This is a genomic window from Sphingopyxis sp. GW247-27LB (assembly GCF_002277025.1).
Classification (GTDB): domain Bacteria; phylum Pseudomonadota; class Alphaproteobacteria; order Sphingomonadales; family Sphingomonadaceae; genus Sphingopyxis.
The window spans coordinates 141,115-162,773 of the sequence record NZ_NIWD01000015.1; the positions used below are offsets into that span (position 1 = coordinate 141,115).

The window sequence follows — 21,659 nt, forward strand, 5'->3', positions numbered from 1 at the left end:
TCTTTATCCGCTCGCTTTGTCCAAAGCGTCGAGGCCCACCGCGAGCGCGCCCAGGGGGCCGGCCATCGTCCCCAGCCCCGGCGGGCCGAGGCGGCTGTCGAGCTGCTCGGCATAGGGGGTGAGCGATCCATAGGCGGCGATGCTCGCGGCGAGCGCGGCGCGCAGCTTTGGAAACAGCCGTTCGCGCGAGGCCAGCACGCCGCCGCCGATCGCGATCCGCTCGGGCGCCGCGGTGACGACCAGATTATGCAGCAGCCCGACGAGATCGTGGACAAATAAATCCCATTCATCGCCCCCGTCGGGAAGCGCGTGCGGTGGCCGGCCGAACCGCCTAGCGAGCGCCGGTCCCGAGATCAGCCCCTCGACGCAATCGCCGTGGAAGGGGCACGCGCCGGCAAAATCGTCGCCGGGCGCGCGGCGCACGCGCATATGCCCCGCCTCGCCATGCGCCACGCCCTGCACCGGCCGGTCGCCCGCGATCAGCCCAACGCCGACGCCGGTGCCGACCGTGATATAGCAATGGCTCGACAGTCCCCGCGCTGCGCCCCAGCGCTGCTCGGCAAGCGCGGCGCCGACCACGTCGGTCTGGATAGCCAGCGGCTTGCCGTAACGCGCGGCGAGCCGGCGCGTGAGATCGGTCCCCGTCCAGCCGGGTTTGGGAGTGGCGCTGACGGAGCCATAATCGGGGCTGCGCGGATCGAGATCGAGCGGACCGAAGGCGGCGATGCCGAGCGCGTCGAAGCGCCAGCCGTCGAGTATCCTTTCCAGCGCCGCCAAGGTCGTCGCGGGATCGGTGGTCGGCACGGTTTCGCGGGCGCGAACGTCGTCGGGCCCGGTGCCCAGAATGGCGACGCATTTGGTGCCGCCCAGTTCGAGCCCGGCGATCGATGGAGAATATGTCATGGGAGCTTCCGAGCCAGTAGTGAAGAAAAATGCGGCGATCAGGCCCGGACCGCTTCGGGCCGGCTGGACTCCACGACGTAGCGCGCCAACGTGTCGATGCGGCCGCCCGGGGTGAACACCTGGTCGACGACGCGCAGATCGGTGTGCCAGACCTCTGGCTTGACGTCGAACAACAGATAGCCGCGCTGATCATGGATCATCGAGATATGCGGGTTGGTCGCCGCGCGCGGATCGGGGCCGATGGGAAGCCCGTTGGTGCTGATCGAACTGACCGACGTTCCGTGGAACTCGGGCGCGACAGGCGGGCTTTCGAGATCATCGCGACGCGACGGCAAATTGCCGATGAAGAACATATGGCTGTCGCCCCCGGCGATCACGACATTTTTGCCGCGTTTCTCGATCATCCTGACCAGCCGCGCGCGCGCGTGGGGATAGCCGGTCCAATTGTCGTAGCCGTTCGAGGGAATTTTCTGCGCCGACCGGTCGAACGGCATGACGAGGCCGCCGAGTCCCAGCAGGTTCCAGGCGAAATCGGGCGTCAGGCCCTTACCGAGCCAGCGTTCCTGCGCATCGCCCAGCATCGTGTCGGGCTTGTCGCGCGTATCGACGCAATTGCCGTCGCCCGGCTTTTCGCAAAGACGGATGCTGCGGTAGCTGCGCTTGTCGAGGACGTGAAGGCGCAGGAGCCGGCCGAAATCGAGCCGGTGAAATATCCGCGGCGATCCGCCGTGGGGGAACCGGCTCCTGCGGACGGGCATATGCTCGTACCACGCCTGCATCGCGGCGGCGCGACGGAGCAGGAAGATTTCGCGGGGCGTGCCGCCGTCGTCGAGATCGCCGGCCCAATTATTCTCCACCTCATGATCGTCGAACGTCGACACGAACGCCGCGGCAGCGTGGGCGGCCCGAAGATCGGGATCGACCTTGTAGAGCGCGTAACGCTGCCGATAATCGTCGAGGCTGTAGAGCTTGTCGCTGTTGTGGTGGCGCACGAGGGGCGCCTTGGCCGCCGCCGCCGGGCCGGCGGGTTTCCCCTCATAGATATAGTCGCCGTAATGATAGACGAGATCGAGGTCGGGTTCCGCGCTGATATGGCGCCATGCCGAGAAGAGCCCGCGTTCGTAATGCTGGCATCCGGCGACCGCGATCCGCAACCGGTCGAGCGCCGCTCCGGCGGCGGGCGCGGTGCGGACGGTGCCGGTGTCGCTGGGGATTCCGCCCGCGACGAAGCGATACCAGTAGCGGCGATGGCTGCCGAGGCCCTCGACCTCGACATGAACCGAATGCGCGAGTTCGGGCCGCGCCAGCGCGGTGCCGGTCTGCACGATCCGGTGGAACGCTTCGTCCTCGGCGACGTCCCAGCTCACCGGCACGGCCTCGGCCGGCATACCGCCATGGGGTTCGAGCGGTTTCGGCGCGAGGCGGGTCCAGATGACGAAGCCATCGGGCGCCGGATCGCCCGAGGCGACGCCGAGCGTAAACGGGTCGTCGGAAAATTGCGGCGCGGCGAACGCGGGCGTCCGCGCCAGCGCGGCGAACAGCATGGCATGCCCCCCGGCGCGAAGCAGGGTGCGGCGGCTGGGCGGATATTCGATCATAAGGCAAGGCTCGCTCTGCTCATGTCGGCGGACGTGTTCGGCGGCGTCCGGCTCTCGTCGATGTCTGCGAGCGCAGGTCGCATCGGTCAGCCTTCCGTATAGCGCGCCAGCGCCGCGGCCACCCCTTCGTTCCAGACGAGATGCAGCGCCTGTTCGAACGCGGCGACGAACGCGGGATCGTCCGAAAGGTCGCCGTAGATCGCGCGCATTCCGATCCATCGGGCGGGGTCCTGCTTCGCCGCGCGCGCGGTCGCCGTCAACATGTCCCAATCGGGATCGTTCGGAGGGGTCGTGCGGCCCCGGGAGTCGCTGCCCTCGCAATAGCGGCACCACAGGGCGCTGGCGAGGATCAGCCCCGCCGGCATCACGCCTCTGGCGATATTGTCGCGGATCGACGGGATGATGAACTTCGGCTGGCGGTTCGATCCGTCGAAGCACAGGCGGCGCGCGGTGTCGGCGATCTCGGGGTTCGCGAAACGCCGCAGAATGAGCGCCTTGTAGTCGTGCAGATCATGACCCGGAACCGGGGGGACGATCGGCACGATCTCGTCGGTTTCGATTTTGTCGAGGAAGGCCGCGATCCTGCCATCGGCCATCGCTTCGTGGACATGCGCGATCCCCAGAAGCTCCGCCGGATAGCCGATGGCCGCATGGCCGCCATTGAGGATGCGGATCTTCATCGTCTCGAAGTCGTGCACGCGCGGCGTGAAGATGGCACCAACCTTTTCGAGAGCGGGCCGGCCGGCCGGGAAGCGGTCTTCGATCACCCATTGCCGGAACGGCTCGCACGTCACCGGCACCGGATCGTCAAGGCCGAACGCCGCCGCCATCGCGCGCTCGCGCGGGCCGGTCGCCGGCGCGATGCGATCGACCATGGCATTGGGAAAGGCGACGTGGGTGTCGATCCAGTCGGCGAGGCCGGGATCGGACAGGCGGGCCAGCCCCACCACCGCGGCGCGCGCGACATCGCCGTTGCCGGGCAGATTGTCGCACGACAGCAGCGTGAAGGGCGGGACGCCGGCGGCGCGGCGGGCCGCGAGCGCCGCGACGATCGCCCCGAAGGCAGTCGCCGGGCGGTCGGGCGCCGCAGCGTCGGCGGCGATCTCGGGCGCCGCCGGATCGAAGCGCCCGGTCGCGGGATCGATGAAATAGCCGCCTTCGGTGACGGTGAGCGAAACGATGCGGATTTCCGGCCGGCGCATCGCCGCGATCAGCGGGCCGTTCGCGGGATCAACCTCGACGAAGCCGATCATGGCGCCGACGCGGCGCGCGCGCCGACCCTGAGGGTCCAGCTCGATGACCGTCGACAGCCAGTCCTGCGCCGCGAGCGCCTCGCGCATCCGGGCATCGGCCCGCCGCACCCCCGCGCCGAGGATCGCCCAGTCGTGATCCTCGCCCAGCGCGAACAGATCGTCGAGATAGGTCGCCATATGGGCGCGGTGGAAATTGCCGAGGCCGATATGGAGAATCCCCGGCGTCAGCCGCGCGCGGTCATATCGGGGATGGGCGACGTTCATCTCATGCCATCCAGTTGCCGCCGTCGACGCCATAGGTCTGGGCCACGATATAATCCGCCTCCGCGCTCGCCAGAAAGACGGCCATGCCGGTCAGGTCCGGCGCCGTGGCCATGCGACCGATCGGCACCGACGCGCCGACCATGCGCTTCTTCTCGCCGACCGGCCGGCCCTCGAGCCTCGCGAACTCGGCATCGACGCCGTCCCAATGCTCGCCATCCACGACGCCGGGCGCGATCGCGTTGACGTTGATGCCATGGCGGATCAGGTCGAGGCCCGCCGACTGGGTCAGGCTGATCACCGCCGCCTTGGTCGCGCAATAGGCCGCGACCAGCGGTTCGCCTCGCCGGCCGGCCTGGCTCGCCATGTTGATGATCTTGCCGCCGCTTCCGCGCGCGATCATGTGCCGCGCCGCCGCCTGCATGCAGAAGAATGTTCCGGCCGCGTTCACGGCGAAGACCCGGTCGTAATCCGCCCGCGTGATGTTCGCGATCGGCGCCGCCGTGAAGAGCGCGGCGTTATTGACGAGGATATCGAGCTTCCCGAGCGTGCCGATCGCTTCGGCGAACCCCGCGTCGATCGAGGTCTGCCGGGTGACGTCCATCTCGATCGCGAACGCTCCGGCGCCAAGCGCGTCGGCGGATCGGCGGACGCCCTCTCCGTCGATGTCCGCGAGCGCCACCGTCGCGCCCTCGGCGATATAGGCTCGCGCGAACTCCAGACCGATGCCGCGTGCCGCGCCGGTGATCAGCGCAGCCTTGCCCTCAAGCCTCATGGCAGGGAATCCTCATGGTCATCCGCAAGCTCGGACAGCCGGATAGGTCGACAAGGCGATCGGGGCCTGCGGATCGACGACATTGTCGAAATCGATCACCGCGCCCTGTGTCATGAGGGTTTCGCGCAGATGCTCGAAATTCATCGCCGACATGCTGTACCCGTGCTTGACGCTCAGCGCGGCGGCGGTTCCCGCGCCCTGGCCCATCGCCATGCAGGTCGCCATCACGCGCACCGAGCCGAAGCCGGGACCGTCCGCGCTCAGGCAGCGGCCCGCCGTGACGAGGTTGACGCTGCCGCGCGGCACCAGACAGCGGAAGGGAACATTATATTCCTGCCGCGGGATGACGAGGCCGTTCTGATCGTTGCTGTCGCTCGCGTGGATGTCGATGACGTGCGCGCCCTTCGCGATCGTGTCGGGAAAGGCCTTGGGAAACAGGATGTCGTCGTGCTTCAGCTCGTAGAGGCCGACGATGTGATAGGATTCGCGCACCCCCGTCTGGATGCCCGATTTCGCCAGCCAGCAGTCGCGGAATTCCGGGAACTCGCGGCGCAATATCTCGATGATGAGCTGGAGATTCTCGCGCAGGCTGCATTCGGTCCTGGTGAACCATTCGGGGTCGCTGGCGTCGGTCGCCTCGCGGAGTATGTTGATGCTCACCATGCCGTCGTGGAAGAATTTGTTGATCCACGGGCCGCCGAAAATCGGAATCTCGCCCCCCTCGTTGAGTTCGAGCAGCCGGTTGCGGATCACCTCCGACACCGGCAGCATTCCGTCGACGGCGTCGCGGAACAGATAATCGAGCGCGTCGGTATCGACGCCGCCCAACTGGAACCACAAGGTCGCGGGCTGCAGGACGTCGCCCTTCGTGGTCGGGAGGCCCGCCGCGCGCACGAGATCGGCGTCGCCGGTGCAATCGACGAACACTTCCGCCTCGTACGCGACGCGGCCCGCCTTGTTCTGCACGATGACATGGGTGACGCGGTCGCCCTCGACGACGCAGTCCGAAAACCAGCTATGATAGAGCAAAGTCACCCCGCTTTCGAGCAGCAGGCGCTGCGCGGCGAGTTTCAGTATCTCGTCGTTGACGGGGAAATTGCCGCTTTCGAGCGTGACGTTTGCGCCGCCGAGCTCGGCGGCTTTCTGGAGGAGCTCGAACGGAATTCCGCCGATATGCTGCTTGCCGAAATGACGGAATTCGCTGATCGGCGTCACCAGCGCGCTCGTCGACATGCCGCCGACGAATCCATAGCGCTCGATGAGCAGCGTCCTGGCGCCGTTGCGGGCCGCCGCCACGGCAGCGATCAGCCCGGCGGGGCCGCCGCCACAGACGACGACGTCATAGCTGCCCCCGACGGGCACCTCGCTGCCCGGCACGCTGATCGACGCATTTTGCTTGAATATCGCGGACATACTTCTTCTACTGGCCAGTTTGGATGGTGGAACGGGGGAGGCGTCCGGCTGCCTTGAAGCCGTGGCCTGAATCACTCTCTGCAAAGTTCTTAGATATCGATAATGTAATCCTGCCATATGCCCATATCCTAGTCAATGGCGCTTTTATCGCTATGATATATGCGAAAATAATTGAAAATTTGCGGATCGGGATCGCGTCGCGAAAATTGCCGAAAATTGGATTATGAGATAACGATAATGTTTGTCCTGCGTGCCACGATGGGCGCTAGACTTATCATTCAAGGAGGTGCGTGCATGGCGGAAACAAGCAGGGGGCGGCGTCAGCCTACTCTTCAGGACCTCGCGAAGGTCGTGGGGCTGACGGCGAATACGATATCACGCGCGCTGAATGACAGGCCGGGAGTCAGCGCGACGACCCGCGCCCTGATCAAGGCAGAGGCCGAACGCCTCGGCTATGTTCCCAATGTCCATGCACGCTCTCTCGTCCTCGGCTCGCGCAAGACGATCGGCGTGATCGTCAGCAATATCTCGAACCCCTTCTTCTCGGATCTGGTCAGCGAGGTCGAACTGCAGGCGCAACATGCCGGCTACACCGTCCTGCTGCTCCTTTCCTACGAATCGGCGGAACGTGAGCGCGATGCCATTGACCGGGCGTTGCGATCCGGATTGGACGGCCTCATCGCGGCGCCGGTGCAGGAGCGCTCCACCGCATGGACGCCGGTGATCAAGGCGGGCATTCCGCTGGTCCTCGTCAGCCGCGAGCTCCCCGAACTGGGAGTCGATTTCTATTCCACCGACAATGACGCGGGCATCCAGCTCACGACCGACGCCGTGCTGGCGAGGGGCGCGAAGGATGTCGTGCTGCTCGATGAGGACATGCCCTTTTCGACCATCCGGCTTCGGACCGAGGGATTCCGGCACTCGCTTGAGCGGCACGGGCTGACATTCGACCCTCGACACAATCTCGCGCTCATCCCCCCTGCCCGCTCGTTTCGCGTTTCCCAGTCGTGGCATGCCGACGATGCCTATCGCGTCGCCGCCGACCTGCTGGATCGCGGCCGGCGCCCGGATGCCTTCGTCGTCGGCGACGATTATTACGCCCTCGGCCTGTACCGCGCGCTGCGCGAGCGCAACATCCGCATCCCCGACGACGTGATGGTGATGGGATGGGGAAACCTTCCGTTCACGCGATTCATGGAGCCGCCGCTTTCCACGCTGCTCCTGCCCTTCGAGGAGGTCGCGCACCGGGCCACGCGCCGCCTTCTCGACCATATTCAGGGCACGGCCGACAATCAGATCGTGACCGAGCGCATCGTTCCCCAACTCGCGATCCGGGCATCGACCACGCGCTGATCAGGCGCCGGTCACGGTCGCACGCCTTCCTCTGCTCCGCCCGATCACCAGGAACAGGATCACCGCGGAGACCGGGTGCAGGATCGCTAGCCCCGCGAACAGCGCGATATAGTCGAACTGGGCGAGCAGCGATCCGGCCAGCAGGTTGAGAACGAGGGAGGTGCTGGCGCCGACCGCGCCGAGTATCCCCACCGCGGATGCGTTGATCCTGACCGGAAACAGGCCCGCGAGAAGGACGTTATATCCGACGAACCAGGCCTGGCAGACCGCGACGACGACGGTGATGATGGCCACCGCGACGAACGCGCTCGACGCCATGGTGATGAGCGCGCCCAAGGGCATCAGCGCGGCGCTGAGGGCGAAGACGCGAAGCTGAACGCGGATGGGATCATGCCCGCGCTCGGTATAGCGGTCGACCAGACGGCCGAGCATGATGCAGACCACCACCGCGACGATGTAGGGGATGCCGCCGACGAAGCCCAGTTCGGCGAGCGACAGCCCGGCGCGCTCCTGCAGATAGCCGGCGCTCCAGAAAAGATAGAAATACCAGACCGGGTCGCTGATCATGCGCGCCGCGACGATCGCCAGGAATCTCTTGTCCCTGAGCAGCGCTTTGACCGATGGAGCCTCTTCGCTGGCAGCTTCGGGCGACGGCGTGTTCGGCACCGGCTGTGCGGAAGAACTGTGTTTGGTGTCCGTGAACCACCACATGATCGCGACGACGATCCCGACCACCCCCGGGATCACGAACGCCATGCGCCAGTTGAGACCCGTCGCCAGCAAGGCGATCAGCGGCGGGGCGAGGATGGCGCCGATATTTCCGGCCGGCGTCGCGATGCTGATCGCGAGGGCGCGGCGTTCGACGGGAACCCAGTTCAGGATGGCGCGCTGAACGACCGGGAATGCGCCCGGCTCCGCGGCGCCCATCAAGACCCGCGACGCGGCAAGATGCCCGAAGCTATGGGACAGGCCCGAGGCGATGTTCGCAACCGACCAGCCGATCGCGAACACCGTCATGCACACCCGCGTCCCGACCCGGTCGATCAGCCGCCCGCTCACGACATACATGAGGATGTAGGGCAGCATGAACGCGAAGGTCAGCAGCGAATAGGCTTCGTCGTCGAAGGCGAGCTGCGTCTTCATGACCGGCTTGAGAATGGCCAGCGTCTGCCGATCGAAATAGTTGAGGACCAGCAGCGCCATCGCCAGGCCGATGATGAGCCACGCCTTTCGCGGCATTTTCTTTGCCGGTGCGGGGTCGGCGGTCGCGGTGGAAGCTTGGGTCAACGGACGGGTCCAATCGATTGAGGGTGACGGGCCGGAGCGCCGGCCTCGGGTGCGGCGCATGTTGCGATCTCATCGTTCAGATCGAGCATTCTGGCAATGAATGCGGGCACGATCCCGACGATGCCGGCCATGATCAGGGGTATTCCGTTGCCGGGGCGGAATGTGCCGCGCGTCCGCCCGGCCTTGGGGTGCGTCCCGCGCTGTCCGGACGATCGGCGCACCGAAGCCGGCGCACGAATACTCATGCCCCTCGATTCGATGGCAGCCACGGCGCCCGCGCGGCGCACCCGCTCTGGGAGCGGCAGGCGCGCGCTGCCCCGGGGCCATTCACCGTGTCGAACCGCGACCGGCGTGCCGGCGGGCGGCGTCAGCGGGAAAGCGTGCGTGTCACGAGCCAACCGTCCTGACCTCCTTCTTGCAACATTATCGTTATCGTAAATTGGCACGCCCCATCTGTCCATAGGGTGATTTTCATCCAGCTGAATGGCACAAATATGTAATAAATCCGTGCGATAGCAAGATCGTTGACTATTGGAGCATGATCTGGCAGTTCTACATTAACGATATTGTAGATTCGATGCCGCGGTGCGGAAAGGGGTTTCGGGCCGTGCGCGCCCGCTGGACCATGGGCTGCACCACGGAGAATGAAGATTATCCAATAAACACAAAATGTTAGTGGAGGACGTAATGAGGTCTAAGACAAGCCTGTTTCTCGCGACGTCGACGGTTTCGATGTTGATGGCATTCGCCGCCCCCGCATTCGCCCAGCAGGCGCCGTCGCCCGACGCCGGACTGTCCGGCGATGGAGACGGGGCGCAGGCGAGTGAAGGAGAGGCGATCGTCGTCACCGGTTCGCGCATCGCCCGGCCCGAACTCGAATCCCCGATGCCGGTCAGCGTCACCAACATGGAGCAGGCGCTCGACCTCGGCCGGATCAGCGCCATCGAGGCGCTGGAACTCGACCCGGCGCTGGGCACCAACCAGAATCTCAGCAGCGACGTCAGGGGCTGGGACGCGGGAATCGCGGCGGTCAACCTGCGCGACCTCGGCACCAACCGCAGCCTGACGCTGATCGACGGGCAGCGCCGCGTGTCCGGTTCCGCGCGCTCCTCCGCGGTCGATATCGGCATGATCCCGGTGAGCATGATCGATCGGATCGAGGTCGTGACCGGCGGCGCCGCGGCGATCTATGGCGCGGACGCGGTGACGGGTGCCGTCAACGTCATCACCAAGCGCAACATCGAAGGGTTGCACATCTCGGGACTGGCCGGCATTTCGGAACAGGGCGATGCCGCGAAACATCTGGTTTCGATCGCCACCGGCGGCAAGTTTGCCGACGGCCGGGGCTCCTTCTCGATCGGCGCCACCTATTCGCAATCCAACCCGCTGATCTACACCGACCGCTTCGACTGGCGGGACTGGCCGACCTATCGGGCGAACCCGGACAATACCGGCATCGATGACGGTATTCCCGATCGGGTGCTCGCGCCGAACACCCGGCAGCTCTATTTCGATTATGTGCCGACCTATTGGCTGAACGGCCAGCGCTACATGGTCGAGGGCGGCAATGTGCGCGAATCCAATTGTGACATCGAATATAGCCCCGGGCAGTACGCCGTGTGCGATGGCGGCGACGGCAGAAATCTGAGCGACCGCGATCAATTCCGGGGCGGGCTGAAGTCCGTGGCGCTGATGGGGCGGGTCGATTACAGCATCACCGACGCCATCGAATTCGGCACGCATTTTTCCTATTCGCGCCAGAAGTACGACGGGACGTATAATTATTGGCGCGACGACAGCCGGACGACCTATTTCTCCGGCCCGGTGCCCGGCGGGCGCGGCGCCAGCGCGAGGTTGGACAACCCCTATCTGCCCGACTCCGTCCGGCAGGTGATGCTCGATAACAACCTGACCTCGCTGTATATCGACCGGACCTATGGCAACTTCCCCGAGCGGGAAGAAGATCACGACCGGGAAAGCTACACCATCGGCTCCTCGCTCAGCGGCAAGCTGGGTTCCAAGTTCAAATGGGAGGCGTTCTGGCAGTACGGCCGCGTGACCGACAACGTCACCGAAGCGAATGTTCCCTGGAAATCGCACTGGATCGCCGCGCGCGATGCCATCGCCGATCCGGTCACCGGCGACCCCATCTGCCGCGACGCGGTGGCTCGTGCGCAGGGTTGCGTGCCGTTCGACATCTTCAGCACCGAGCCGGCGACCGAGGCGCAGATCAAGTGGGCTATGGCCGACCGGCACGAGCGGCGGGTCAACACGCAGCAGATCTATGGCGCGAATATCAACGGCCCCCTGTTCGCGCTTCCCTATGGCGATGTGTCGGTCGCCGTGGGCGTCGAACATCGCAAGGAAACGCTGAAGACCACGGACGATCCGCTCGCGCTCGCGGGTGAGCTGGTTTACGGTGCCGGTCCGTCCGAACACCCCGAGCTCAGCAAATCGTTCAATGTGAGCGAGGCCTATGGGGAGGTGGTCATCCCGCTTCTCAGCGACCTGCCGTTCGCGCGGCGGCTCGAGGTCGAGGGCGCCTATCGCTATTCGGACTATAGCACCGTCGGCAGCACGCATGCCTGGAAAGCCGGGGCGATGTGGTCGCCGATGGACGGCCTCAGCTTCCGCGGCGTCCTGTCACGAAGCGTCCGCACGCCGAATTTCGGCGAGCTTTACGAAGCGAAGGTCGAGACGCTCACCGGCGCCTATACCGACGCCTGCTCGCTGGCGCTCTATTACGCCTCCGAGACGCGGGCGGCGAACTGCAAGGCCCTGGGGATCGACACTCCCTTCGAGACCCCCAGGATCGGGCCGGTCGTCGTCACCGGCGGCAACCCCGACCTCAAGCCTGAAACCTCGAACAGCCTGACGCTGGGCGCGATTCTGCAACCGCGGTTTCTGCCGGGCCTCGATATCACCATCGATTATTGGGATATCGACATCAAGAATGTCATCACCCAATTTTCTTACGCCACCCTTATCCGGCTCTGCGTCGACGCGCCGACGATCGACAACGCCTATTGCGCGCGCGTGACCCGCGATCCGGTTACCGGCTATGCGACGCGGGTCGAATCGAACCAGCTCAATGCCGCGCGACTCTATGCGCGCGGTGTCGATATCGGGGTGGGCTATCGCCGGCCCGTGGGCGAGGGCACGCTCAGCCTGTCGTTCAAGGGGACCTACCTGCTCGACAAGGTGACCGAAACCACACCGGGAATCCCGGAAGGAGACGTCGTTTCCGATGGCGCGTGGGAGAATCCGCGGTTCCGCGGCAACCTGCTGATGGCATACAAGATCGACGACCTCAACATCGCGCTCAACACGCGCTTCATCAGCGCCGCGACCTTTGAACTGAACACCGATTCGGATGAAGCCTATCCGCGGCAACATATCCCGGCGAAGGTCTATAACGACTTGACCGTGCAATATGATATCGGAGGGAAATATCAGTTCGGTTTCGGCGTGAACAATATCTTCAACATCATGCCGACCCATATGCCGACGATTTATCGGGACGACAGAATATACGGCGTCGTCGGCCGGTATTTCTTCACCACCGTCAAGATGAATTTCTGATCGGAAGACTGGAATCGCAAGCGAGGGGCGACCCTCGCTTGTCATTTGGAACGAGGAGAGCCGAGGCATGATCCGATCCGCTATCGCTGTTGCGGGGGTACTGGCGCTCGCTTTCCCCGCCGCCTCGCAGACCGCACCGCGGGGCGCCAAGGCAGAGGTCGTGCGCGGGGTGGAGGCGCGAGCCAAGCTGTCGCAAGTCATCAACGATCAACTGTTCAGCTATGCCGAGATCGGTTTCCAGGAGCATGAGACCGAACGCTATCTGACCGCCCTGCTGGAAAAGCACGGGTTCGCGGTCGAGCGCAACATCGCGGGGCTGCCGACCGGCTGGGTCGCGCGGTGGACAAACGGCACCGGGGGGCCGGTGATCGCGCTGGGCAGCGACATCGATGGCATCCCGAAGGCGAGCCAGACGCCCGGCATCCCTTGGCGCCAACCGATGGTCGACGGCGCGCCGGGGCACGGCGAGGGGCATAATAGCGGCCAGGCGATGAACATCGTCGCGGCGCTGGCGGTGAAGGACTGGATGGTCCGCACCCACACCGCGGGCACGCTGGTGATCTGGCCGGGCGTCGCCGAGGAATTGCTGGGCGGCAAGGCCCGCTTCGTTCGCGCCGGCGTGTTCAAGACCGTCGATGCGGCGATCTTCAGCCATGTCAGCAGCCAGCTCGCGACCGCGTGGGGCCAGCCCAACGGCACCGGCATGGTCAGCGTCGAATATAGGTTCGAGGGCGAGAGCGCGCATGCCGCCGCCGCCCCGTGGCGGGGACGCTCGGCGCTCGACGGCGTGATCGCGATGGCGGACGGTTGGGAGATGCGGCGCGAGCATCTGCGCCCCGAGCAACGATCGCACTATGTCATCAGCGAAGGCGGCGACCAGCCCAATGTGGTGCCCTCCGAAGCCAAAATCTGGTTCTATTTGCGCGAGATGAATTTCGACGCCGTCGAAAAGATGCTCGCGACCGCCGACGCCATCGCCGACGGCGCCGCCAAGATGACGAGCACGACGGTCAGCCGGAAAATCCTGGGGGTGGCGGCCACCCAGCATTTCAACCGGCCGATGGCGGAAGCGGCGCAGGCCAATATTGTCGCGGTCGGCCTGCCCAAATGGGACGCCGACGATCAGGCCTTCGCGCGCGCCGTGCAGGCGAATGTCGGCGCGACGGTGACGACCGGACTGCCGACAAAGCTGATGGCGTTCGGCCCGCCGCCCGAGGAGCCGAAATCGGCCGGATCGGACGATATCGGCGACGTCAGCTGGACAGTGCCCACGATCACCATCCGCTATCCGGCCAATATACCGGGGTTGCCGGGGCATAATTGGGCGAACGCCATCGCGATGGCGACCCCGATCGCGCACAAGGGCGTTCAGGCAGGCGCCAAGGTGATGGCGATGACGGTCGTCGACCTGCTGACCAAGCCGAAGCTGCTGGCGGACGCAAAGCGCTATTTCAGCGAGGTACAGACCAAGGACCAGCATTATGTTTCGATGCTGGCGACCGACGATACACCGCCGACGTGGCTGAATGCCGAGACGATGGCGCGGTACAAGCCCGAACTCGCGAAGCATTATTATGATCCGCAGCATTATGGATCGTACCTGGAACAGCTCGGCGTCCAATGGCCGACGCTGACGCGCGGCCCGGCGAAATAGGGCCTGGTTGAACGGCAGCGATCACGCTGGACGAGGTTGCCGAAACGCCATCCACCCGCGGACGAGGCGCCCCGGCGTCGCGATCGTTCAAAATCCCATCTTCGGCACCGAAACGGATAAGCGAAGGAACAAAGCGCCGGATGTCGACGACGCCCCCATTGACCCGCCGCCGCCTGCTCACCAACGCGGCGCAACTCGCGTCGGTGGCCGCGGCGTCGATGCTGATGCCGCCCAATGTGCAAAAGCTGATGGCGCAGCCGCCCCGGCGCCCGGGCACGCTGAAGGACATCAAGCATGTCGTGCTGCTGATGCAGGAGAACCGGTCGTTCGATCATTATTTCGGCATGCTTTCGGGCGTACGCGGTTTCGGCGACCCCGATGCCCTGACGCTTTCCACCGGCAGGAGCGTCTTTCACCAGCCCGATGCCGCGAGCCCGGACGGCTATCTGCTGCCGTTCCACCTCGACAGTTTTTCGACCAATGCGCAGAAACTGCCCTCCACCAGCCATGCCTGGGCGGTGCAGCATCAGGCGTGGAACGGCGGCAGGATGGACCAGTGGCTCCCCGCGCACCGCGCCGCCGACGGGGTAAACGGCCCCTATACGATGGGCTATTTCAAGCGCGAGGATATCCCGTTCCACTATGCGCTGGCGGAGGCGTTCACGATTTGCGACGCCTATCATTCGTCGGTGATCGGGCCGACCTGGCCGAACCGCTTCTACCATATGACCGGCACGATCGATCCGGAGGCGACGGCCGGCGGGCCGGTGATCGAGAATATCATGCCGCCCGGCGGATTTCGCTGGAAAACCTACCCCGAACGATTGCAGGACGCCGGGATCGACTGGCGCATCTATCAATATGGCGAGATGGGGAAACGCCCCAACAACATATTCAAATATGTCGCACAGTTCCGGAACGCCGCAGCGGGCTCGCAACTGGCACTGCGCGGGTTGCCGGACGCCGACGAGGGCCGGTTCGCGCATGACGTGCTCCACGACCGCCTGCCGACCGTCTCGTGGCTGATGCCCTCCGCCGTGGGATGCGAGCATCCCGATTACATGCCCGCCGCCGGCGCCGATTTCATCGCTCGCCGGCTCAACGAACTCGCCGCCAACCCGGATGTCTGGGCCAAGACGGTTTTCATCCTCAACTATGACGAGAATGACGGCCTGTTCGATCATGTCGCGCCGCCCGTGCCCCCGGCCGGAACGCCGCATGAATTCGTCGGCGACGTGCCGATCGGCGCCGGCTTTCGCGTGCCGTGCATCATCATATCGCCGTGGACGGCCGGCGGCTGGGTATCGAGCCAGCCGTTCGACCATACGTCGACCCTGCAATTTCTGGAGCGGATCACCGGCGTCCGCGAGCCCAATATCAGCGACTGGCGCCGCCGAACCTTCGGCGATCTCACCTCGGTCTTCCGTTTCCATCAACCAGCGGCGAGACCACCGGTCCTGCCGACGACGGAGGAGACGTTGGCGCTCGCCAGACATAACGCGGCGACGATGCCCTTTCCCTTCATTCCGGGCGCGGGCCAACAGGTTCCGTTGCAGGAGCGCGGCGAGCGCAAGCGCATCCGATAAGCGCCGGACAGGACGCTGCGGCGCAGCATGAGGATAATGAGATGAACGAGAATCCGCCCGGTTCGGACGAACCTGTTTCTCCGGAGCGCCGCCTGTTGCTTGGGGGCTTCGCCGCGGCGGTGGGCGCCGCGGCGATGGGCGATGCGGGAGCCGTTTCCGCACCGGCGGCACCTGCCGCCAGGCCGGCCGCCGATGCCGCGCTGCGCGACGCCATCGACACGGTGGTGATCATCTATGCGGAAAACCGCAGCTTCAACAATCTGTTCGGCGACTTTCCCGGGGTCGAGCAGCCGCTTTCCGCGGTGCCGCCCGAACGCTATCTCCAGCGCGACCGCGACGGCGGGGTGCTGCAACAATTGCCGCCGATATGGGAAGGGTTGGTGCCGCACCGGCAGGTCGTCGAGCACCGCGAATATCTGAGCGACGAGACCGTCCATGCGGCGCTCGCCAACGCGCCGTTCGCGCTCACGACGCCCGAAGGCGATCCGCTGCCGCATGGTCTGGTCACCCGCGACCTGATCCACGCCTTTTACAACAATCAGCTGCAGATCAACGGCGGCCGCAATGACGGCTTCGTCGCGTGGGGGAACAGCGGCGCGCTCGTCATGGGCTATTATGCGGACAATGCCGCCAACCTTCGGCTGTGGCAGATCGCGCGCGAGTTCACCTTGTGCGACAATTTCTTCATGGGCGCGTTCGGCGGCTCGTTCCTCAACCATCAATATCTGGTCGCGGCGCGCCCGCCCTATTATCCGAACGCCGACAAGGGTCCGGCGAGGGATCGCATCACCGTGCTGGACCGAAGCGACCCGCGCGACGTCCGCCCCCGGCAGACCGCTCAATCCCCCGCCAGCGCGATGGATGGGCCGGTGCGCTTCGTGCCCAATTCGCTGACCCCGGATTTCTACGCGGTCAACACGATGCTGCCGCCCTATGCCCCGAGCTATGAACTCGATGCCGGGCGGCCGGGCTATACGGACTGGTCCAGCGCCAAGACGCTGCTGCCCCAACGCCACGCCACGGTCGGCGACATGCTCTCGGCCCGCGGGGTCGACTGGGCCTGGTACGCCGGCGGCTGGAGCGCCGCGCTGGCGGGGCACGGAACCGATGCGCAATTCCCCTCGCGGCCCAATTTTCAGCCGCACCACCAGCCGCTCAACTATTTCGCGCAGTTCGCCCCCGGCACGGCAAGGCGCGACCGGCACCTGCGCGACGGCGGCCTCGGCGAAACGGCGCGAACCAATATCTTCCTCGCGGACGTCGAGGCCGGGCGCCTGCCCGCGGTCAGCTTTTACAAGCCGCAGGGCAACCTCAACATGCATGCCGGCTATTCGGATGTCGATGCCGGCGACCGCCATATCGCGGGGGTGATCCAAGCACTGCGCAACGGCCCGCAATGGGAAAAAATGCTCGTCATCGTCACCTTCGACGAAAATGGCGGATGGTGGGACCATGTCGCGCCGCCCAAAGGGGATCGCTGGGGCCCCGGGACGCGTATTCCGGCGATCATCGTCTCTCCCCATGCGCGCCGCGGCGAAGTCGATCACACCATCTATGACACCGGCTCGATCGCGCGCTTCCTCACGCGGCGCTTCGGGTTGAAAAAACTGCCGGGATTGGTCGAGCGCGAGCAGGCGATGATCGCCGCCGGCGGGCCGCCGCCGGGCGATCTTACGGGCGCCCTCGCTCTCGGCGAATGATCGGCCCGTCCGGTTCCTTGGGACGACCCGACTGTGATACGATGGTCGGCACCACGCAGTCTGGCTCCTGGCGAACTCGAAAAACGCGCCGAAAAGATCAAACTCTGGCGAGCCGAGGCGCGGGCCGAGAATTCAGGACGCCAGTCCAAAAGGACCGGCGACCGCGGACTGCCTCGACAAATCGTGGCGTCGTCCTGCGACGACAGCCTGCTTCAAAGAGCCGCAAACGCCTTGCGGAATGCGGCGGCGCGATTGCCGACCTCGGCAGGATCGAAACCGGGTTTGTACAGCGACGAGCCAAGGCCAAACCCGGCAGCGCCGGCCTCGCGCCAAGGCCGAAGATTATCAGGCGCGATTCCTCCCACCGGTAGAATAGGAACCGATGCGGGCAGCACCGCGCGCATCGCCTTGAGCACCGCGGGCGAGGCCGCTTCGGCGGGAAATAGCTTGAGCGCGGTTGCACCCGCACCGAGCGCGGCGAATGCCTCCGTCGGCGTGGCGATGCCCGGCAGCGACACAAGGCCTCGCGCCGCGGTTGCCGCGATCACTTCGAAATTGGCGTTGGGCGAGATCACGAGCGCACCCCCTGCCCCGGCGACCGCGCCGACGTCAGCTTCCGTCAGCACCGTGCCCGCCCCCACGACCGCGCGATCGCCCGCCGCGGCGACGAGGCGGGCGATGCTTTCGATGGCGTCGGGCGAATTGAGAGGCACCTCGATCAAGGTGAAGCCCGCAGCGATCAGCGCCTCGCCGACCGGCACGACCTCGTCGGGAGTCACGCCGCGCAAGATGGCGATCAGAGGGCAGATGGCGAAAGCGGCATCGAAACGGGAAAGGTGGGTCATTGGCGAGCGGCTCCAAGTGCGAGGATTCCGGCGACGAACGCCGCGTGACTGTCTACATGATGTGCGGTGCGGCCATTGGCTTCGATCGCCGTCGCATAGAGCGCGCCCAGTTCCGGGTTGGCGAGGATGAACACCTCGTCATGATCCGCACCGGCCAACCGCGCAGCGACGTCGCTGCCGATCAGCAGGCCGCTCGCGAACGCCGCGGCGTCGGCGTCGTCACGAACCCCCAGCATCTTCGCGGCACGGATACCGAACAGCGACGCGGCCAGATCACGGCGTCGCCCCTCCTCGACGCCTTCGCGAAATGCAGCGTTGGCACCGACCTCGCCGTGCAGCTGGGCGGCGAGCAGTCCGTGCGTGCGCAGCAAGGCGAAAAGCTCCCCCGTCATCGCGGTGGTGAAGTCGGCGATCCGCCCGTCGGCCATGAGTGCCCATTTGCAGTGGGTACCGGGTTGGGCGAGCAGCGCGTCGGCAGGCACGAGTCCAGCCGCCACCGCGCCGAGCAGTTGGACCTCCTCGCCCCGCATCACATCGGCGCGCCCGCCCGCCCGGGTCGACACCCCCGGCACGATCGCCGTGCGCGCATCGACCTCGAGCAGATTGGCGGCCAGCTCGTCGATGCCCGCCGGCGCTGCGACATAGGGCGCGACCCGCCAGCCGATATTCGATCCGACCATCCCCGCGAGCAGCATCGGCAGGTCGCCGAACCGGCCACGGATTCCCGCCACCGCATCTTCGAAGTCGCGCACCGACGTGACGCCCAGGTCGTCGCGCTCGGTGCGCACGACCACGCCGTTCTCGATCAGATAGGTGCGACGATTGGTGGTTCCCCAGTCGACCGCCAGAAATGCCTCACCCATCCTCACCACCAGGTCGCATAAAGCGCCGTCAGGATCGCGATGACGATCATTCCGGCAATGTTGAACCCGATCGTGGTGCCGAACGAAACGCCCTGCATCGTGATGCGGTTGCTGTCGGCGCGCGCTGGACGCGCGAGAGAAACGATGATCGCAAGCACGAGGCTGGCGAAGAACACGATCATCATCCGGTTCATGAACGGCACCGCGTTGAGTGCCGCGCTCCCGCCCCAGTCGGCAGGGAACCAAAAGACGAAACTCAACAGCACCGAAGCCACGGCGCCGATCAAAGCTCCGGCCTCGGTCGCGCGCGACCAGAACAGGCCCAGCAGGAATATGACGGTGATGCCCGGGGTAACGAAACCGGAGAATTCCTGAATATACTGGAACGCCTGATCCAGGCTGCCGAGCAACGGGCGAGCAGTCAGAATCGCGAGGATGGTCGCGACCACCGCGGTGATGCGGCCGACCAGCACCAGCTTGCGCTCGTTCGCCGCCTTGCCGGCATCGTCCTCGGCGCGGCTCTGGACGCCCTTCCACTTGGCGTAGAGATCGAGCGTGAAGATCGTCGCGATCGAGTTGATCTTCGACGCCATCGACGCGATGATCGCGGCGACCAGCGCCGCGAAGACGAGCCCCAGCAAGCCGGCCGGCAGCAGCCCCATCATCGTCGGATAAGCCTGATCGGGCTTGCCGAGATCGGGCGCGAGCAGCACGGCGGCGATGCCGGGCAGCACGATGATCACAGGCATCAACAGCTTCAGGAAGGCCGCGAACACGACCCCCTTCTGCGCCTCGGGCAGGCTCTTCGCCGCCAGCGCGCGCTGGATGATATATTGGTTGAACCCCCAATAGCTGAGGTTCGCGATCCACATGCCGCCGATCAGCACGCTGAGTCCCGGAAGATCCTTGTAGAAAGGATTGTCGGGCGACAGGATCATGTCGAATTTTTCGGGAAGTTCGGTCGTCAGGCGCGTGAAACCGGCGAGCACGCCCGCATCGCCGCCAATCCGGCTGAGCGTCAGATAGGAGATGACCAGCCCTCCGAACACGAGGAGCGCCACCTGGACGATGTCGGTCAGAGCCACCGCCTTGAGACCGCCGCGCAGCTGGTAGACCAGCGCGAAGGCACCGAGCCCGATCAGCGCGACATCCTGATTGACCCCGGCCACCTCGGTCACCGCGATGGACCCCAGCCAGAGGATCGAGGTCAGGTTGACGAAGATATAGAGCGCCAGCCAGAACACCGCCATCACCGTGCGTATGGTCGGCCCGAACCGCTGCTCCAGAAACTGGGGCATGGTATAGATTTCATTCTTGAGGAAGATCGGCAGGAACCATTTGCCGACGATCAGCAGGGTCAGCGCGGCCATCCACTCGTACGACGCGATGGCGAGGCCGATCGCATATCCCGATCCCGACATGCCGACAATCTGTTCAGCCGATATGTTCGCCGCGATCAGCGAGGCGCCGATCGCCCACCAGGGCAGCGCCTTGGACGCAAGAAAATAATCCGACGAATCCTTGGCGTGACCCGCCTTTTCGCGGCTCACCCACTGGGCCAGGCCGAAAATGCCGATGGCATAGACGACGACCACGATCAAATCGATTTGCGACAGGCTTGTCACCCCGTATCCCCTCCATGTATGCACCGATGCGCGTAGCACGTACATTTATCTGATTAATTGGTCTTGTCTAGCAAGAGCTTCGGCATAATGTGGTGTTGGACCAAGTGGGCAAAGCAATGGAAGGTGGAGAAATGGCGAGCGACCTGGCGCTGAACGACGAGGGCAGGCCCCAGTTGGGCCGCAACCTCACCTATGGGCTTCTCGATAATCTCGGTCGCGCGATAGTCACCGGAAAATTCGACCACGACCCCTTCCCCACCGAGGCCGAACTGGCAAAGCAGCATAGCGTCAGCCGGTCGGTGACGCGCGAGGCGGTGAAGATGCTGACCGCAAAGGGACTGCTCAGCGCCCGCCCGCGCCAGGGGACGGTGGTGCAGCCGACGACCTCGTGGAACCTGTTCGACACGGACGTGCTGCGCTGGCTGCTCGAGCGGCAATTCTCGATCAACCTGCTGCGCCAGTTCAACCAGTTGCGCGTCGCGATCGAACCCGAGGCGGCGGCGCTGGCGGCACAATTCTGCGATGAGGCGTCGCTGCAACGGATCACCGACGGACTCGAGCGGATGAAGGCCGCGGAACAGGGCCTCGACGACACGCTCGATGCGGACATCGCCTTCCACGTCGCGATTCTGCGCGCGTCAAACAATCCATTCTACGTTCAGCTGCGCGAGGTGGTGAGCACGGCGCTGCGCACCTCGATCCGTTTTACCAACCGCATCAAGGGCCGCACCGCGAGCGTCGCGGACCATTCGGCGGTGCGCGATGCCATCGTCGCGCGCAACCCCGATGCGGCACGAACCGCGATGCGCGCGTTGATCGGCGACGTGCTGGAATTGATCGAGGAGGCCGAGGGGGTGAAGGCCCCCATCTGAGCGGCCGTTTCCATCCTCCGGATGATCGAGATCAACCGCGAGGAGCATGATGCGATCATCAGGGCGTTTCCGAAGACGAAACCGCATAC

The 21,659-nt window shown here is 65.2% G+C and carries 15 protein-coding genes; 6 read left to right on the plus strand and 9 right to left on the minus strand.

Going from position 1 to position 21,659, the window contains the following annotated elements; genetic code table 11:
- Window positions 1-3: 3 nt before the first annotated feature.
- The 5 genes from CD928_RS19835 to CD928_RS19855 all read right to left on the minus strand — a co-directional run bounded on the left by CD928_RS19835 (window position 4) and on the right by CD928_RS19855 (window position 6,203).
- Window positions 4-903 (minus strand): ROK family protein, encoded by a 900-nt coding sequence (locus CD928_RS19835; protein ID WP_095388824.1) that lies wholly within the window; start codon window positions 901-903, stop codon window positions 4-6.
- A gap of 38 nt (window positions 904-941) precedes the next feature.
- On the minus strand, window positions 942-2,501 hold the full coding sequence (locus CD928_RS19840) for an alkaline phosphatase (RefSeq protein WP_095388825.1): 1,560 nt from the start codon (window positions 2,499-2,501) through the stop codon (window positions 942-944).
- Between the two features lie 86 nt (window positions 2,502-2,587).
- Complete coding sequence (locus tag CD928_RS19845; RefSeq protein ID WP_095388826.1) at window positions 2,588-4,018, minus strand: mannitol dehydrogenase family protein; 1,431 nt, start codon at window positions 4,016-4,018, stop codon at window positions 2,588-2,590.
- 1 nt (window position 4,019) lies between these two features.
- On the minus strand, window positions 4,020-4,790 hold the full coding sequence (locus tag CD928_RS19850; protein WP_095388827.1) for an L-iditol 2-dehydrogenase: 771 nt from the start codon (window positions 4,788-4,790) through the stop codon (window positions 4,020-4,022).
- A gap of 18 nt (window positions 4,791-4,808) precedes the next feature.
- Window positions 4,809-6,203, minus strand: a complete 1,395-nt coding sequence (locus CD928_RS19855) for an FAD-dependent oxidoreductase (RefSeq protein WP_095388828.1) — start codon at window positions 6,201-6,203, stop codon at window positions 4,809-4,811.
- A 294-nt stretch (window positions 6,204-6,497) separates the two neighbouring features.
- Between CD928_RS19855 and CD928_RS19860 the strand changes: the two genes are divergently transcribed.
- A complete protein-coding gene (locus CD928_RS19860) occupies window positions 6,498-7,556 on the plus strand; it encodes a LacI family DNA-binding transcriptional regulator (protein WP_176473649.1) in 1,059 nt (352 codons plus the stop codon).
- Here CD928_RS19860 and CD928_RS19865 read toward each other — a convergent pair whose 3' ends face one another.
- Complete coding sequence (locus tag CD928_RS19865; RefSeq protein ID WP_176473650.1) at window positions 7,557-8,843, minus strand: MFS transporter; 1,287 nt, start codon at window positions 8,841-8,843, stop codon at window positions 7,557-7,559.
- Between the two features lie 687 nt (window positions 8,844-9,530).
- Here CD928_RS19865 and CD928_RS19870 point away from each other — a divergent pair.
- The 4 genes from CD928_RS19870 (at window position 9,531) to acpA (ending at window position 17,365) form a co-directional block, all read left to right on the plus strand.
- Window positions 9,531-12,425, plus strand: a complete 2,895-nt coding sequence (locus CD928_RS19870) for a TonB-dependent siderophore receptor (protein WP_176473651.1) — start codon at window positions 9,531-9,533, stop codon at window positions 12,423-12,425.
- A gap of 67 nt (window positions 12,426-12,492) precedes the next feature.
- Window positions 12,493-14,079: an amidohydrolase gene (locus tag CD928_RS19875; RefSeq protein WP_095388832.1), complete on the plus strand. Its 1,587-nt coding sequence runs from the start codon at window positions 12,493-12,495 to the stop codon at window positions 14,077-14,079.
- Between the two features lie 140 nt (window positions 14,080-14,219).
- Window positions 14,220-15,665: an alkaline phosphatase family protein gene (locus CD928_RS19880; RefSeq protein ID WP_095388833.1), complete on the plus strand. Its 1,446-nt coding sequence runs from the start codon at window positions 14,220-14,222 to the stop codon at window positions 15,663-15,665.
- Window positions 15,666-15,706: 41 nt separating this feature from the next.
- Window positions 15,707-17,365, plus strand: a complete 1,659-nt coding sequence (gene acpA, locus CD928_RS19885) for an acid phosphatase (protein WP_095388834.1) — start codon at window positions 15,707-15,709, stop codon at window positions 17,363-17,365.
- A gap of 212 nt (window positions 17,366-17,577) precedes the next feature.
- On the opposite strand, the gene CD928_RS19890 is transcribed toward acpA, so the two are convergent.
- Genes CD928_RS19890 through CD928_RS19900 form a run of 3 tightly spaced genes read right to left on the minus strand, consistent with a single transcriptional unit; the run spans window position 17,578 to window position 20,698 of the window.
- Window positions 17,578-18,210 (minus strand): 2-dehydro-3-deoxy-6-phosphogalactonate aldolase, encoded by a 633-nt coding sequence (locus CD928_RS19890; protein WP_095388835.1) that lies wholly within the window; start codon window positions 18,208-18,210, stop codon window positions 17,578-17,580.
- Window positions 18,207-19,073 carry a 2-dehydro-3-deoxygalactonokinase gene (locus CD928_RS19895; protein WP_095388836.1) on the minus strand — a complete coding sequence of 289 codons (867 nt, stop codon included), beginning with the start codon at window positions 19,071-19,073 and terminating at the stop codon, window positions 18,207-18,209. The genes CD928_RS19890 and CD928_RS19895 overlap by 4 nt, the downstream gene beginning before the upstream one ends.
- A 2-nt stretch (window positions 19,074-19,075) precedes the next feature.
- Complete coding sequence (locus tag CD928_RS19900; RefSeq protein WP_255247267.1) at window positions 19,076-20,698, minus strand: sodium/sugar symporter; 1,623 nt, start codon at window positions 20,696-20,698, stop codon at window positions 19,076-19,078.
- Window positions 20,699-20,829: 131 nt separating this feature from the next.
- Here CD928_RS19900 and CD928_RS19905 point away from each other — a divergent pair, with 131 nt between their 5' ends.
- The gene (locus tag CD928_RS19905) at window positions 20,830-21,570 is read left to right on the plus strand and encodes a FadR/GntR family transcriptional regulator (protein ID WP_095388838.1); all 741 of its coding nucleotides are present in this window, start codon (window positions 20,830-20,832) and stop codon (window positions 21,568-21,570) included.
- The last annotated feature ends 89 nt before the right edge of the window (window positions 21,571-21,659 follow it).

What these genes read in the sequence shown, in the direction of transcription:
- CD928_RS19835 (WP_095388824.1), bottom strand. Translation starts at nt 903, where the DNA reads ATGACATATTCTCCATCGATCGCCGGGCTCGAACTGGGCGGCACCAAA.
- CD928_RS19840 (WP_095388825.1), bottom strand. Translation starts at nt 2,501, where the DNA reads ATGATCGAATATCCGCCCAGCCGCCGCACCCTGCTTCGCGCCGGGGGG.
- CD928_RS19845 (WP_095388826.1), bottom strand. Translation starts at nt 4,018, where the DNA reads ATGAACGTCGCCCATCCCCGATATGACCGCGCGCGGCTGACGCCGGGG.
- CD928_RS19850 (WP_095388827.1), bottom strand. Translation starts at nt 4,790, where the DNA reads ATGAGGCTTGAGGGCAAGGCTGCGCTGATCACCGGCGCGGCACGCGGC.
- CD928_RS19855 (WP_095388828.1), bottom strand. Translation starts at nt 6,203, where the DNA reads ATGTCCGCGATATTCAAGCAAAATGCGTCGATCAGCGTGCCGGGCAGC.
- CD928_RS19860 (WP_176473649.1), top strand. Translation starts at nt 6,498, where the DNA reads ATGGCGGAAACAAGCAGGGGGCGGCGTCAGCCTACTCTTCAGGACCTC.
- CD928_RS19870 (WP_176473651.1), top strand. Translation starts at nt 9,531, where the DNA reads ATGAGGTCTAAGACAAGCCTGTTTCTCGCGACGTCGACGGTTTCGATG.
- CD928_RS19875 (WP_095388832.1), top strand. Translation starts at nt 12,493, where the DNA reads ATGATCCGATCCGCTATCGCTGTTGCGGGGGTACTGGCGCTCGCTTTC.
- CD928_RS19880 (WP_095388833.1), top strand. Translation starts at nt 14,220, where the DNA reads ATGTCGACGACGCCCCCATTGACCCGCCGCCGCCTGCTCACCAACGCG.
- acpA (WP_095388834.1), top strand. Translation starts at nt 15,707, where the DNA reads ATGAACGAGAATCCGCCCGGTTCGGACGAACCTGTTTCTCCGGAGCGC.
- CD928_RS19890 (WP_095388835.1), bottom strand. Translation starts at nt 18,210, where the DNA reads ATGACCCACCTTTCCCGTTTCGATGCCGCTTTCGCCATCTGCCCTCTG.
- CD928_RS19895 (WP_095388836.1), bottom strand. Translation starts at nt 19,073, where the DNA reads ATGGGTGAGGCATTTCTGGCGGTCGACTGGGGAACCACCAATCGTCGC.
- CD928_RS19905 (WP_095388838.1), top strand. Translation starts at nt 20,830, where the DNA reads ATGGCGAGCGACCTGGCGCTGAACGACGAGGGCAGGCCCCAGTTGGGC.